10 protein-coding genes are annotated in these 14,280 nt (G+C 67.8%); 5 read left to right on the top strand and 5 right to left on the bottom strand.

Going from position 1 to position 14,280, the window contains the following annotated elements:
* Window positions 1–35: 35 nt before the first annotated feature.
* Together ACFQ9K_RS37550 and ACFQ9K_RS37545 are read right to left on the bottom strand one after the other, a co-directional pair.
* Window positions 36–1,688, bottom strand: a complete 1,653-nt coding sequence (locus ACFQ9K_RS37550; protein ID WP_378726959.1) for a hypothetical protein — start codon at window positions 1,686–1,688, stop codon at window positions 36–38.
* Entirely contained in the window at window positions 1,685–2,161 is a 477-nt protein-coding gene (locus tag ACFQ9K_RS37545) for a type VII secretion target (protein WP_378726957.1), read from the bottom strand. Before ACFQ9K_RS37545 ends, ACFQ9K_RS37550 begins: the two co-directional genes overlap by 4 nt.
* A gap of 85 nt (window positions 2,162–2,246) precedes the next feature.
* Here ACFQ9K_RS37545 and ACFQ9K_RS37540 point away from each other — a divergent pair, with 85 nt between their 5' ends.
* From ACFQ9K_RS37540 to ACFQ9K_RS37520, 5 genes are all read left to right on the top strand, one after another.
* A complete protein-coding gene (locus ACFQ9K_RS37540) occupies window positions 2,247–3,248 on the top strand; it encodes an NAD-dependent epimerase/dehydratase family protein (protein ID WP_378726955.1) in 1,002 nt (333 codons plus the stop codon).
* A 363-nt stretch (window positions 3,249–3,611) separates the two neighbouring features.
* On the top strand, window positions 3,612–4,013 hold the full coding sequence (locus ACFQ9K_RS37535) for a VOC family protein (protein ID WP_378726953.1): 402 nt from the start codon (window positions 3,612–3,614) through the stop codon (window positions 4,011–4,013).
* A 276-nt stretch (window positions 4,014–4,289) separates the two neighbouring features.
* Window positions 4,290–5,306: an Rv2578c family radical SAM protein gene (locus ACFQ9K_RS37530; RefSeq protein ID WP_378722963.1), complete on the top strand. Its 1,017-nt coding sequence runs from the start codon at window positions 4,290–4,292 to the stop codon at window positions 5,304–5,306.
* Window positions 5,307–5,434: 128 nt separating this feature from the next.
* The gene (locus ACFQ9K_RS37525; protein WP_378722962.1) at window positions 5,435–7,387 is read left to right on the top strand and encodes a 2-oxoacid:acceptor oxidoreductase subunit alpha; all 1,953 of its coding nucleotides are present in this window, start codon (window positions 5,435–5,437) and stop codon (window positions 7,385–7,387) included.
* Window positions 7,384–8,463, top strand: a complete 1,080-nt coding sequence (locus ACFQ9K_RS37520; RefSeq protein WP_378722960.1) for a 2-oxoacid:ferredoxin oxidoreductase subunit beta — start codon at window positions 7,384–7,386, stop codon at window positions 8,461–8,463. The genes ACFQ9K_RS37525 and ACFQ9K_RS37520 overlap by 4 nt, the downstream gene beginning before the upstream one ends.
* Before the next feature lie 517 nt (window positions 8,464–8,980).
* On the opposite strand, the gene ACFQ9K_RS37515 is transcribed toward ACFQ9K_RS37520, so the two are convergent.
* The 3 genes from ACFQ9K_RS37515 to hisS all read right to left on the bottom strand — a co-directional run bounded on the left by ACFQ9K_RS37515 (window position 8,981) and on the right by hisS (window position 14,272).
* The gene (locus ACFQ9K_RS37515; protein WP_378722959.1) at window positions 8,981–9,988 is read right to left on the bottom strand and encodes a malate dehydrogenase; all 1,008 of its coding nucleotides are present in this window, start codon (window positions 9,986–9,988) and stop codon (window positions 8,981–8,983) included.
* 887 nt (window positions 9,989–10,875) lie between these two features.
* Window positions 10,876–11,520 (bottom strand): hypothetical protein, encoded by a 645-nt coding sequence (locus ACFQ9K_RS37510; RefSeq protein ID WP_378722958.1) that lies wholly within the window; start codon window positions 11,518–11,520, stop codon window positions 10,876–10,878.
* A gap of 1,480 nt (window positions 11,521–13,000) precedes the next feature.
* Entirely contained in the window at window positions 13,001–14,272 is a 1,272-nt protein-coding gene (gene hisS, locus ACFQ9K_RS37505; RefSeq protein WP_378722957.1) for a histidine--tRNA ligase, read from the bottom strand.
* Window positions 14,273–14,280: the final 8 nt, after the last annotated feature.

The raw sequence follows: 14,280 nt of genomic DNA, 5'->3' as shown, positions 1-14,280 counted from the left end.
GCGAACGTTGTTGCTCAGGCCGGGCCGGACGATCCCTAGAACTGGTCCTGTTCGTAGTCGGAGGTGAGGATTTCGTCGGAGTGGGTTGCGCCGATGACGTCGGGGGTGGATTCACCGAGGGGGCCGGTGAGGTCGTCGTTACCGGTGGCGCTTTGGTAGGGCTGCACGGTGCGGGAGTGTTCGTCTTCGTTGCGGCCTTGGCCGGCCGCGGCACCCGCGCCGCCGCCCATGAAGCTGTTGCCCGCGCCGGCGGTGGTGGTGCCGGGTGCACCGGTGGTGCCGGGACCGAAACCGGTGGTGCCCGGGACGCCGCTGATCGGGCGGACCGGCATGCTGGTGCCGGGCAGGGCGGTCGTCTTGGGCACCGAGGGAATGCTCGGGGTGCCCGTGCCGGTGCGGCTCGGGGTGCCGCTGCCGGTCCGGCTCGGGCTGCCGGGCACGCCGACGGGACTGCCATGATTGGTCGTGCTCGGGCTGCCGGTGTTGTGCGCCGACGCCGTGGTGGTCGAGTTCGGCGAGGCGGTGGTCGACGAGTTGAGGCCCGCGGCCTGGGTCGCGGTGTCCTGCGCGGTCGACTGGGCCTGCTCCAGGATCGGCTGACCGACGTTCTGCGCCAGCGCCTGCGCGACCTCCTGCGGCGCGGGTCCGCCACCGGGCGCCACCAACTGCTGCACCATGCCGCTCAGCTCGCCGGTCTTGCCCGCCAGATCACCGCGGGTGGCGTTGACGATGCCGACCGCCTGACCGAGGTGCTCGGTCGCCGAGGCCATCAGCGTGGCCTGGGCGGGCGGAGTCAGGATCACCGGCGCCATCGCGGTGGCCTGGGTGGCGAACGACGAAGCGACAGTGAGCAATTGCGCGTTGCCCTGCTGCACCACGGCAGCGGCCTTCTGGGTGAGTTCGGAGATGTCGATGCCGCGCTTGCTGGTTTCCTGGCCTTCGACATTGTTCTGCTGGCTGGTCGCCTGCGCGTTGCGCGCGGCCTGGCTCTGCCACAGCTGCTCGACGGTGGTCATGCTGCCCTTGCCCACCTGCATGGCCATGTCGATGACCTTGGAGGACTGACTCAGGATGGCGGTCGGGTCGAGGGCGCCGATGACGCCGGTGCCGAAGCTGCTGAGCAGATCGAGGATCGGCTTCATCAGCAGGTCGACGCCGGGCAGCGCGGGCACCGAAATGCCCTGCATGAGCGCCGCGACCGGATCGGCGGGCAGCGCGGGCAACGAGGTCGGGATGGCCGCTTGGGCCTGGCTCACCGCGGCGGCGACCGAACTCGGCGCCGAGCCGACGGCACCGTTCAGCACCCCGGTTGCCTGGTCCAGCGCCTGGTTCACCGGCGCCGCGACGTGTTGCAGCGCGGAGTGCGTATCCCCCAGCAGCGCCGAAACATCGGACGGGACTCCGGAGATGCTCTGCGCGTCCGGCGACGGATTGCCGTTCAGGCCGGGCAGGCCCCCCGGCACACCCATCGCATTGTGCTGATCCTCGCTGAGCCGCTTGGACAACACGAACTCCGGCGGCTCGATCGGCGGCAGATCATCGGGCACCTGTCCGAGCGGCACGTCGAGCACCGCCGCGTGCTGCGTCGCGTCGAGCACGGCCTGCTGGCCGATCGCCACGTTCTGATCGGCGGAGTGCGCCATGGCGAGTTCTTCGGGCGCGATCACCCCGGTATCGAGTGGCTTCATACGGCGCCGCCGATCTGGTTGCCGATGGCATTGAGCGCGCCTGCGCCGGACCAGTCGGCCGCGTCGTAGGCAGCGGCGGCGCTGAACGCCGACTCGGAGAGCTTGTTGTACTTGGCCGATAGATCGTTGATGTCCTTGGCCTGCAGCACCTGTGCCGCGGCGAACATCGCCAGGTAATCGGCACCGATCAAACCGAACACCGGCACCAGGGCCGAGACGTTCTTGACCGCGTCGAAATTGCCTGCCCCCGCAAGATCACCGGCGATGCCCGCGTTCGTGGCGGCGAACGCCCGGACCGCGTCGGTCTCTACCGAGAGATCACTCATCGAGTTGCCCCCCAAATCGTCGTGCACATCAGTGTCGTGAACTTCTTCGTCGTCACCGTCTGCCCATTGCCGAACGGCATGACCGCTACGGATGGGCTCAATATAGCGGACCGCACCGGCAACTTTCGAGCCCAGCGCAACGTTCACAGAGGGAATACCCGAGGTTGGCAGGGGGAATGGAAAGGAACTGGAACGTGTTGCAAATTAGAACAAGTTCTATATTCTCGATGCCATGAAGGTCGCAGTGACCGGCGCAGCCGGCTACCTTGGCACGAATCTGCTCCGCCTGCTCGTCGCGCGCGGCTACGAAGTCACCGCCATCGATCGGGTGGCGCCACAGACGGTCGCCGAGCCGAATGTCACCTGGGTGAGCGGAAACGTGCTCGATCCGGCGTCGATGCGCGCGGCGCTCGACGGCGCCGAGGTCGTCTATCACCTGGTCGCGCTGATCACCCTCGCCGAAAAGCACGACCTGGCCTGGAAGGTGAACACCGAAGGCGTCCGGGTGGTGGCCGAGGCCGCGCTCGCGGTCGGCGCCCGGCGCATGGTGCACGCCAGCTCGATCCACGCGTTCAACCAGTACACCTGCGGTGGGAACATCGATGAGAGCGCTCCGCGTTCGACCGATTCCGCACTTCCCGTCTACGACCGCTCCAAGTGGGCGGGCGAGATCGAGCTGCGCAAGGTGATCGACCAGGGCCTGGACGCGGTGCTGTGCAACCCCACCGGCGTGTTCGGCCCCCTCGACTACAGCAGGCCGCTGTCCCGGATCAACCGCACGCTGAAAGACGCCGCGCAGGGTCGCATCCCGGCGATGATCGGCGGCGGTTTCGACCTGGTCGACGTGCGCGACGTCGCCCAGGGCCTGATCCTGGCCGCCGAGCGCGGCCGCACCGGCGAGAACTATCTGCTCGGCGGCGAGATGATCTCGATGCTCGATCTCTGCCGACTCGCTGCCAATCACGGCGGCAAGCGCGGCCCGCGATTCTCCATCTCCCCCAAGCTCGTGGCCGGCGTCATTCCGGTCCTCGCGCCGATCGGCAAGCTGCTCAAGTCCGACATCGTCTCCAAAGCCGCACTGGGCGCGCTGATCTCGGCTCCGGTCGTGGATCACGGCAAGGCCGAAACCGAACTCGGATACCATCCGCGCCCCACCGACGAAACCGTCCGCGACCTGGTCGCCTTCTTCGCCGACCCAACCCCGTCCACCCCGGACGCCCGGCAGATCGCCTGAGCCAACATCGACCACCAAGTGCGCGCAGGCGTTGGGAACGCGCGCAAAAGGGCAAGCCGGTCAGCGGACGTTCCGGCCGATTACCGGGTACCCGGTAAGAGGACGTCGCGGCCCTGCGCCGCGGCGCTCAGGACTGCCATCGTTGCGCGGAGGAGCCGCGCAGAGTTCTTGGGCCGCTAGCGTGTAGATGTGTCGAGGTGGCCACCAGTGCCGGGTCACTGCTTGACGCCAATTGCCTTTTGCGACAAGGGAACTTGCCCCGTTGGTGTTAGCATCTCGGGCAAGGGGTCGATCAAACATCCCCTCGGCGTAGCCCACTGCCATCCTGGGCGGACAGCCAAGCGCTGTCGGGAGAATTCCGCCATGACTGTGTGGTTTGACGGCATGAGCCTGCCTGTCGCCGACTTGGACCGCTCGATCAATTTCTATGAATCACTGGGATTCACGCTCGAAGGCCGCTCGAACAAGTTCGCGCTGCTGCGGCAGGGCGGCGGCACGATCGGCCTCCTTCGAACCCGTCCGATCGAGACCGGTGAACAGCCGGTTCAGTTCAAACAGCGTGCCCTTGTGCAACTCGAGCTTTCCACCGACGATCTGGACGGGCTCTACCAGGATCTGCTCACTCGCGGGCTGCCGGTGCGTCCACCGAAGAATCTGCCCTGGGAGCGGCAGATGCAGGTACGGGATCCAGACGGCTTCACCGTCGAGTTCAGTGAGGGCCGACGCATAGATCACGTTCGCAATGAGACAGAGCCGACTATGTGATGGGTTTTCGCAGTTCACGAATTCCGGCGCGCCGGCGATTACCACGGTTTGCAGGCTGAACAAGGTTGCGTTCTCGCCCTGCTCCGGCAGGTATTTCCGAAGCAGGGCGGCCACGTTGTTCCAGCGAGGCGCGTGCAGCGCGCCGATACAGGCTCAAGCCTTCGCCGGCTCATAGGCGGATCGCTCCCGGCGTGGTTCATAACGCCGGGAGCGATCGTCCTGCCACTCATCGACGCAGAGATTGCCAACCAGGCGAACATATGTTCGACTGATTGGGTGCGGTGGCAAACCCAGACCTTGGACGCCGACGACGGCGCGCTGCCCGGGCTCACCCGGGCGGGTTTGACGCGCACCGTGCAGACGCCGGAGTTCGAAGGCATCACCTTTCACGAGGTGCTGTGCAAGAGTGCGCTGAACAAGGTCCCGGAGAGCTCCGCCCTGCCGTTCGGTTGGACGATCAATCCGATGCGCGGCTGTTCGCATGCCTGCCGCTACTGCTTCGCCCGACCGACCCACGAGTACCTGGATCTGGACGCGGGCAAGGACTTCGATTCGCAGATCGTGGTCAAGACGAACATCGCCGCGGTGCTGCGCAAGGAACTGCACCGGCGCTCCTGGCATCGGGAACCGGTCGCACTCGGCACCAACACCGACCCCTATCAGCGCGCGGAGGGGCGATACCGGTTGATGCCGGGGATCATTCGCGCGCTGGCCGATTCGGGCACCCCGTTCTCCATCCTGACCAAAGGCACCCTGCTGCGCCGGGACCTGCCGCTGCTCACCCTGGCCGCGCGCGAAGTGCGGGTGAGCATCGCCGTGTCGATCGCGATCTTCGATATAGATCTGCATCGCAGCCTCGAAACCGGCACCCCGTCCCCGCGGGCCAGGCTGGACCTGGTGCGCGCGCTCACCGACGCGGGCTTCGACGTGAATGTCATGGTGGCGCCGGTGATTCCGTATCTCACCGACAGCAAGGCCCACCTGGACGAGCTGTTCGGCGCGATCGCCGACGCCGGCGCGCGCTCGGCCGTCGCCTTCCCGATGCACCTGCGCGGCAGCACCCGCGGCTGGTTCCTCGACTGGCTGGCCGAGCAGCATCCGGCGCTGGTCCGGCGTTATCGCCAGCTCTACGGCCGTGGCGCTTATGTGACGCCGGAGTACTCGACGTGGCTACGCGGCCGCGTCGACCCGTTGCTCGAGCGACACGCGCTGAAGCGGGAAAAACCGGCCGAACCGGAATCACCACCGGAAAGTCCCCACGCGACCGACCCTCAGCTGGCATTGTTCGGCTGACGCCTAGAGCCTCGGTTGAAACTGCATGCAGTACCGGTAAACCTCGCATATCGGGCGGACGCACCCCGCGGTGCGGAGTAGGTTGGCGAATGGCACCCCTCTCATCGACGAGGAAGTGAAGCACGCAGATGGTCTCGCACCACAACGATGCCGGTCCCGCCCAAAACGGCACCGACGCAGCGAAATTGGAAAAGGTAGTCATCCGGTTCGCCGGAGACTCCGGGGACGGCATGCAGCTGACCGGTGATCGCTTCACCCACGAAGCGGCCGCGTTCGGCAACGACCTGGCCACCCAGCCCAACTTCCCCGCCGAGATCCGGGCGCCACAGGGCACGCTGCCTGGTGTTTCGTCGTTCCAGATCCAGATCGCCGACTACGACATCCTCACCGCGGGCGATCAGCCGGACGTGCTCGTCGCGATGAATCCGGCCGCCCTCAAGGCGAATCTGGAGGATCTGCCGCGCGGCGCCACGATCATCGTGAACACCGACGAGTTCACCAAGCGCAATCTGACCAAGGTGGGCTACCCGGCCGACCCGCTCGACGACGGCACGCTGTCGGACTTCGTGCTGCACCGGGTCCCGATGACCTCGCTCACCATGGGGGCGACCGAATCCACCGGCGTCGGCAAGAAGGACGGCCAGCGGGCGAAGAACATGTTCGCGCTCGGCCTGCTGTCCTGGATGTACGGGCGGCCGATCGGCGGCACCGAGAAGTTCATGCGGGAGAAGTTCGCGGCCAAGCCGGACATCGCCGAGGCCAATGTGCTCGCGTTCCGCGCGGGCTGGAACTACGGCGAGACCACCGAAAGTTTCGCCACCACTTATGAAATCGCGCCGGCGAAACTCCCGCCGGGCACCTATCGGCAGATCACCGGGAACACCGCGCTCGCCTACGGGCTGGTCGCCGCGGGTCAGCTCGCCGGCCTGCCGGTGTTCCTCGGCACCTATCCGATCACCCCGGCCTCGGACATCCTGCACGAGCTGAGCAAGCACAAGAACTTCGGCGTCACCACGTTCCAGGCCGAGGACGAGATCGCCGGAATCGGTGCGGCGCTCGGCGCTTCGCTCGGCGGCGCGCTCGGTGTCACCAGCACCTCCGGGCCCGGTCTCGCGCTGAAGAGCGAGACCATCGGGCTCGCGGTGATGACCGAACTGCCGCTGCTGGTGATCGACGTGCAGCGCGGCGGGCCGTCCACCGGGCTGCCGACCAAGACCGAGCAGGCCGATCTGTTGCAGGCGCTGTACGGGCGCAACGGCGAGTCGCCGGTCGCCGTGCTCGCGCCGCGCTCCCCCGCCGACTGCTTCGCCACCGCGGTCGAGGCGGCCAGGATCGCGCTCACCTATCGCACGCCGGTGCTGCTGCTGTCCGATGGCTCGATCGCGAATGGTTCGGAGCCGTGGTCGATTCCGCAGGTCGCCGACCTCGCGCCGATCGAGCCCGCGTTCGAACCCGGCGGCGCGGACACCGACCCGTTCCAACCGTATGCCCGCGACCCGGAAACCCTGGCCAGACCGCTGGCCGTGCCGGGCACCGAGGGGCGCGCGCACCGCATCGGCGGGCTGGAAAAGGCCGACGGCAGCGGCAACATCTCCTATGACCCGGCAAATCACGAGCTGATGGTCCGGCTGCGGCAGGCCAAGATCGACGGAATCAGCGTGCCCGACCTCGAGGTCGACGATCCGGACGGCCGGGCCGAGCTGCTGATCATCGGCTGGGGCAGCTCGTACGGGCCGATCGGGGAGGCGTGCCGGCGTGCGCGCCGCCGCGGGGTGCCGGTCGCGCAGGCGCACCTGCGGCACCTGAATCCGTTGCCCGCCAACCTCGGTGCGGTGTTGCGCCGCTACCGCACGGTGGTCGCGCCGGAGATGAACGGCGGCCAGCTCGCGCTGCTGTTGCGCGGGAAGTATCTGGTCGATGTGCGGCCGTGGACGAAGATCGCGGGCACCGCGTTCTCCGCGCAGGAACTCGTCGGGGTGATCGACGCCGCGCTGGACGGCTCGATCGAGGAGATGGAACAGGACAAGGCCTTCGCCGCCCGAGCGCGGGCCACGTACGTCACCACTGGGGGTAACGAATGACCATCGTGGAAACCTCGCTCGTCGGCGCCGATCTCGGCCTGACCGGGCTGTCCGGAGTACCGGCCGCGACCGGGCCGCAGAAGGTGAAGGACTTCACCTCCGATCAGGAGGTGCGCTGGTGCCCCGGCTGCGGTGACTACGTGATCCTGGCGACCGTGCGCGGCTTCCTCGCCGAGCTCGGATTGCGCAGGGAGAACCTGATGTTCGTCTCCGGGATCGGCTGCTCGAGCCGGTTCCCGTACTACCTCGAGGCGTACGGCATCCACTCCATTCACGGGCGCGCGCCCGCCATCGCCACCGGGCTCGCCGTGACCCGCCCCGACCTGTCCGTCTGGGTGGTGACCGGCGACGGTGACGCGCTGTCCATCGGCGGCAACCACCTGATCCACGCGCTGCGGCGCAACGTGAACATGACGATCCTGCTGTTCAACAACCGGATCTACGGGCTCACCAAGGGGCAGTACTCGCCGACCTCGGAGGAGGGCAAGGTCACCAAGTCGACCCCGATGGGCTCGGTGGACCACCCGTTCAACACGCTGTCCATCGCGCTCGGCGCCGAAGCCACCTTCGCCGCCCGCGCGTTGGACTCCGACCGGCCCGGCCTGACCGAGGTGCTGCGCGCCGCCGCCGAACACCGCGGCACCTCGTTCGTCGAAATCCTGCAGGACTGCCCGATCTTCAACGACGGTTCGTTCGACGCCCTGCGCCGCGACAACGCCGCCGCCCATCTCGTCCCGCTGCATCACGGCCAGCCCATCCGCTTCGGCGCCGACAACGAATTCGCCGTCGTCCAAAGCGGTTTCGGGCTCGAGGTGGTCGGCGCCGACACCGTCCCCGAGTCCGCCATAGTCACCCACGACGCCCACACCGACAACCCCGAATACGCCTACGCCCTCTCCCGCCTGTCCGACCAAGCCCTGGACCACGTGGTCACCGGCATCTTCCGCAGCGTCACCCGCCCGACCTACGACGACGGCGTCCGCGACCAAACCACAACGGCCCGCGAACGCAAACCGGTCACCCAGGACTCCCTCCAATCCCTGCTCACCGGCCAAGAAACCTGGACCGTCAGCTAGACCCGGTCCCTTCGATACAACCGCCCCGACCACAAGCCGGAACACCAGGGCGACAAGCGAGCAGTGCCCAGCCACGCCCCGCTCGGCGCGAAGGTCTACGTCGAACGGGACCTGATGGCGACGAAGTGCGAGAAGACCCACCACCATGTCCCACTCGGCGATCGCGTTGACGCCTAGCGGGACATGACGGTGGCGCTACTCGTACTTTGCCGCTGTTAGGTCCCGTTCGACGTAGACGTGGATGTCGAGCCGGACTTGGTGGAGTGCGTGGGAGGCGGCGTCGTCTGCCAGGCGGCGACGGGTCAGGGGCGCTTGGCGAAGCCAAGATCTACTACGGCGTCGCGTTCTTGGGTCAGTTCGGTGAAGGCGGAGTGCGTGGCGTGGCGGCGTCTGCGAGGCGGCGACGGGGCAGGGGCGCTTGGCGAAGCCAAGATCTACTACAGCGTCGCGCTCTTGGGCCAGTTCGGTGAAGGCGGAGTGCGTGGCGTGGCGGCGTCGTCTGCGGGGCGGCGACGGGTCAGGGGCGCTTGGCGAAGCCGAGATCTATTACAGCGTCGCGCTCTTGGGTCAGTTCGGTGACGGTGGCGTCGATGCGGGTGCGGGCGAAGTCGTCGATGGAGAGGTCGGGGACGATGGTGTAGGTGCCGTTCGCGCAGGTGACGGGGAAGGAGCTGATCAGGCCCTCGGGGACGCCGTAGGAGCCGTCGGACGGAACGGCCATGGAGACCCAGTCGCCGGGGGCGGTGCCGCGGACCCAGTCGTGGATGTGGTCGAGGGCGGCGCTGGCCGCGCTGGCGGCGGAGGAGGCGCCGCGGGCCTGGATGATAGCGGTGCCGCGCTGCTGGACGGTGGGGATGAAGTCGTCGGTCAGCCACGCCGGATCATCGATGCGGTCGAGAGCCGGGCGGCCGGCGATGGTCGCGTGCGCGAGGTCCGGGTACTGGGTCGCGGAGTGGTTGCCCCAGATGGCGACTCGGGCGATGTCGGCGGCGGGCGCGCCGGTCTTCTTGGCCAGCTGCGCGATCGCGCGATTGTGGTCGAGGCGGGTCATCGCGGTGAACCGTTCGGCCGGAACGTCGGGCGCGTTGCTCATCGCGATGAACGCGTTCGTGTTGGCCGGATTGCCGACCACGAGCACCTTCACGTCATCGGCGGCACTCGCGTTGATCGCGGCGCCCTGCTCGGTGAAGATGGTGCCGTTGGCGGCCAGCAGATCCGACCGTTCCATCCCCGCCGTGCGCGGCCGCGCGCCGACCAGCACCGCGACGTTCGCCCCCGAAAACCCTTCCCACGGATCAGCACTGATGTCGATGGACTCCAGCAGCGGAAACGCCCCGTCCTCCAGTTCCATCGCCACGCCCTCCAGCGAGGCCACCGCCGCCGGAATCTCCAGCAACCGCAATCGCACCGGCGTATCCGCCCCGAGCATCGCCCCGGACGCGATCCGGAACAGCAGCCCGTAGGCGATCTGCCCGGCCCCTCCGGTCACGGCAACGGTCACGGGCGCGGTCCGAGCGGTGCTCACGACTAACTCCTCAGCAGTAGACGGGCTCTCGAACTTCACCCTAACGACTCCCCCCGCCCCCGAATCCACACGGTGAGCAACACGACAGTCACCCCCCACCCGCCCGGTCGCGTACACCCCTCCACCCGTGCACGACATCACCGCACCTCCCTGTGCGGCCAGCAACCGTGCGCGACCGGGCAATGGGGCAAGTAGCGAGAGTGCGGCGACAGCCCACACCACGCGCGGACAGCGATCGCCCGAACCTTCAAGTCGCCGCGCACCAATGCGCCTCGCGCGCAAGGGAACTGCCGCCGATTACCCGTGCAGCGACTACCTGGGTAACCCGTAGGCACTCACGATCTCGAACAGGGAGCTCGCCACCATCATCCACAACCAAACACGAAACCAGCGAACCCACCTCACCCCGAGAACCACCACCGATCGCCCTCACCCCGCGACCTCCCACACAACCCTCAGCACCCGCGACCTCGAACAAGGAGCCCACCACCATCCACAACCAAACACGAAAGCCAGCGCATTCGCCTTGCACAGGGACTTCGCCCGATTGCACGCACGACCGGTGAGAGCGTGCTGCGCGCGCCCGGCGTACAGCACCCAGCTTGCGGCGCCCGGCGTGCGGCGCACGACATCCGGCACCCGGCGTGCGTCGTGCGGCACCCAGCACCCAGCACCCAGCACCCAGCTTGCGGCACCCAGCACCCAGCTTGCGGCGCGCGGCGTGCGTCGTGCGGCACCCAGCGCCCAGCTTGCGGCACCCAGCACCCAGCTTGCGGCGCGCGGCGCGCGGCACCCAGCGCCCAGCTTGCGGCGGGCGGCGTACGGCGTGCGCGAGGTCTGAAGTGAGAGCGGACGCGCCGGAGCGGGTGCGGGGCCGGATAGTGGGGTCAGGTGAGGGCGGCTACTTCTCGGTCGGTGAGGACTACCGGGGAGACGGCGTCTTTGGTGCGGGCCATTTGGACGGCGCGGTAGAGGGGTCGGTCGGGGAGGCCGGCGTCACGGGCCTCGGCGCGGAGTTGCTGGACGAGGAGGGCGGAGACCGCGACCGCGGCGGCCAGTTGGCTGGTAGCGAGGGCGTCGGCCAGGCGGCGGAGGCCGAGTAGGTGCATTTCGCGGCCGCTGCCCGCGTCGGTGTACATGGCGAGCGGGATGATCTGGGAGATCTCGCCCGCGGTGACGCGCAGGACGATTCGGCTGAGCCGCGCGGGGAAGATCAGGACTTCGACGCCGGTCGCCGCGGACACCTCCACCTGCCGTTCACCGAACAGGCGGCGCGCGTGGATCATGGTGCCCGCCATCCACATTCGCCGACGGCGCAGGGCGAACGCGTAGCCGACGGTCGGCGCGCCGACGACCACGCCGATGGCCACCGCGATCGGCCAGCTGACCACGGTGGCGGCGAGCAGCGCCGAGCCGATCCCGATCCCGGCCGCGGCCAGCGCCAGCCTGCGCAGCATCGGCGCGTACATCTCGGGCGCGACCAGATCCAGTCCGACGGGCGGATCCATGTGCTGCTCACCAGAATTCGACACAGGCCCACCTCTCCGCGACACCAGCGCCACGCCGTGCGCGCAGTCACGTTACCCCCACACCCCCACTCCGGTACCCCCTTCGGAAACGTTGCGCCGTTCCGTCTCACCACCGCGCCCCACCGACCTCGGCCGACCGACACCCGAGTAGCGCCCCAGCACTCCCCACTGACCCCAACCAACGACCATCAACGGGACCCCACCGACCAATTCACCGAGTAGCACCCCATCACACCCCGTAAATCACAACCAACGGCCGCCCACGGGACGTCACCACGCAATCCCCACCACCAAGCCGGTTGACCAACACCCAACAACCACCAACGGGACCCCACCGAGCAACGCCACCATCAAGTCCCACCGTGCACCACCAACAGGCCACCAACGGGACACCACCGAGCGGCACCCCGAATAACGCCACCATCAAGTCCCGTTGAGCACCACCAACAACCACCAACGAGACCCCACTAAGCGACACCCCGGGTAGCGCCACCACCAGACCTCACCGATCACGACCAACAACCACCAACGAAACCTCACCGAGCAACACCCCAATGCGCCACCAGCAGGTCCCATTGACCACCACCAACGACTACCAACGGGACACCACCGAGCCACACACCGAGCAACGCCACCATCAAGTCCCGTTGAGCACCACCAACGGGACACCACCGAGCGACGCCCCGGGGTAGCGCCACCATCAGACCCCACCGATCACGACCAACAACCACCAACGGGACACCACCGAGCAACACCCCAAAGCGCCACCAGCAGGTCCCATTGACCACCACCAACGACTACCAACGGGACACCACTAAGCGACACCCCGAATAACGCCACCATCAAGTCCCGTTGAGCACCACCAACAACCACCAACGGGACACCACTAAGCGACACCCCGGGTAGCGCCACCACCAGACCTCACCGATCACGACCAACAACCACCAACGGGACCTCACCGAGCAACACCCCAAAGCGCCACCAGCAGATCCCATTGACCACCACCAACGGGACCTCACCGAGCGACACCCCGAATAACGCCACCATCAAGTCCCGTTGAGCACCACCAACAACCAGCAACGGGACCCCACCGAGCCACACACCGAGCAACGCCACCATCAAGTCCCGTTGAGCACCACCAACGGGACACCACCGAGCGACGCCCCGGGGTAGCGCCACCACCAGACCCCGCCGATCACGACCAACAGCCACCAACGGGACCTCACCGAGCAACGCCCCAAAGCGCCACCAGTAGATCCCACCACCACCAACGACTACCAACGGGACACCACCGAGCGACACGCCGAGTAACGCCACCGTCAGGTCCCGTCGACCGTGACCAGGGGCCAGCCGGGCCCAATTGGCTTGCCGCTCAAAGCGATACAGCGTCGGTCACCGTCGGCAATGCAGCCCGGCGGCTGGACCGGTCGCCATCGGAGCTACCACCGGGCAGTCGCCAACGATCCAGCCCGACGCCCAACCGCTAGACCCCGAGTGCCTCGCGAATCGCATCTACCGCTTCGGCGATCGGGATCTGGCGCTGTTCCCCGGTTGCCATTTCCTTCACACCGATGGTCTCCTCGGTGAGGTCGCGATCCCCGAGCACCAGGGTGAACTTCGCGCCGGAGCGGTCGGCCGCCTTCATCGCGCCCTTCACGCCGCGCCCGCCGTAGGCCAGATCGACGCTGATACCGGCCGCGCGCAGCTGCGCGGCGAGCAGGACGAGCCGCTGCTTGGCCGCGTCGCCCAGCGGTACGCCGAACACCTCGCAGCGCGCGGCCTCGCCCGCGGTCTTGCCTTCGGCCTGCAACGCCAGCACCGTGCGGTCGACGCCGAGCCCGAATCCGATGCCGGACAACGGTTGTCCGCCGAGCTGCGCCATCAGCCCGTCGTAACGCCCACCGCCGCCGATGCCGGATTGCGCGCCGAGCCCGTCGTGCACGAACTCGAACGTGGTCTTGGTGTAGTAGTCGAGCCCGCGCACCATCCGCGGGTTCACCACGTACGGCACGCCGAGCGCGTCCAGGTAGCCGAGCACCTGCTCGAAGTGCGTCTTGGCCGATTCGGAGAGGTGATCGATCATCAGCGGCGCGTCCGCGGTCAGTTCGCGCACCTCGGCCCGCTTGTCGTCGAGCACACGCAGCGGATTGATCTGCGCGCGCCGCTTGGTCTCCTCGTCGAGCGGCAGCTTGAACAGGAACTCCTGCAACAGTTCCCGGTACTGCGGGCGGCAGGTGTCGTCGCCGAGCGAGGTCAGCTCCAGCCGGAAACCGTCCAGCCCGAGCCCGCGGAACCCGGCGTCGGCGATCGCGATCACCTCGGCGTCCAGCGCGGGGTCGTCCACGCCGATCGCCTCGATGCCGACCTGCTGTAGCTGCCGGTACCGACCGGCCTGAGGCCGCTCGTAACGGAAGAACGGCCCGTTGTAGACCAACTTCACCGGAAGCTGCCCGCGATCGAGCCCGTGCTCGATGACGGCCCGCATCACCCCCGCGGTCCCCTCGGGGCGCAGCGTGACGCTGCGGTCGCCGCGATCGGGGAAGGTGTACATCTCCTTGCTCACCACGTCGGTCGACTCGCCGACGCCGCGGGCGAACAGCCCGGTGTCCTCGAAGACCGGCAGCTCGATATGTCCGTATCCGGCCAGTCTGGCGGCGCGGATGAGTCCGTCACGCACCGCGACGAATTCGGCCGAGCCGGGCGGGACGTAGTCCGGAACCCCCTTCGGGGCGGAAAAGCTGCTGGTCTTGGTCACGGTGGTCC

Origin of the sequence: Nocardia sp. NPDC056564 (genome assembly GCF_042793755.1) — a bacterium.
In the GTDB taxonomy this organism is placed as follows: Bacteria; Actinomycetota; Actinomycetes; order Mycobacteriales; family Mycobacteriaceae; genus Nocardia.
Note: the sequence above shows the minus strand (reverse complement) of the source record. Positions and strands in the feature narration are given on the sequence as shown.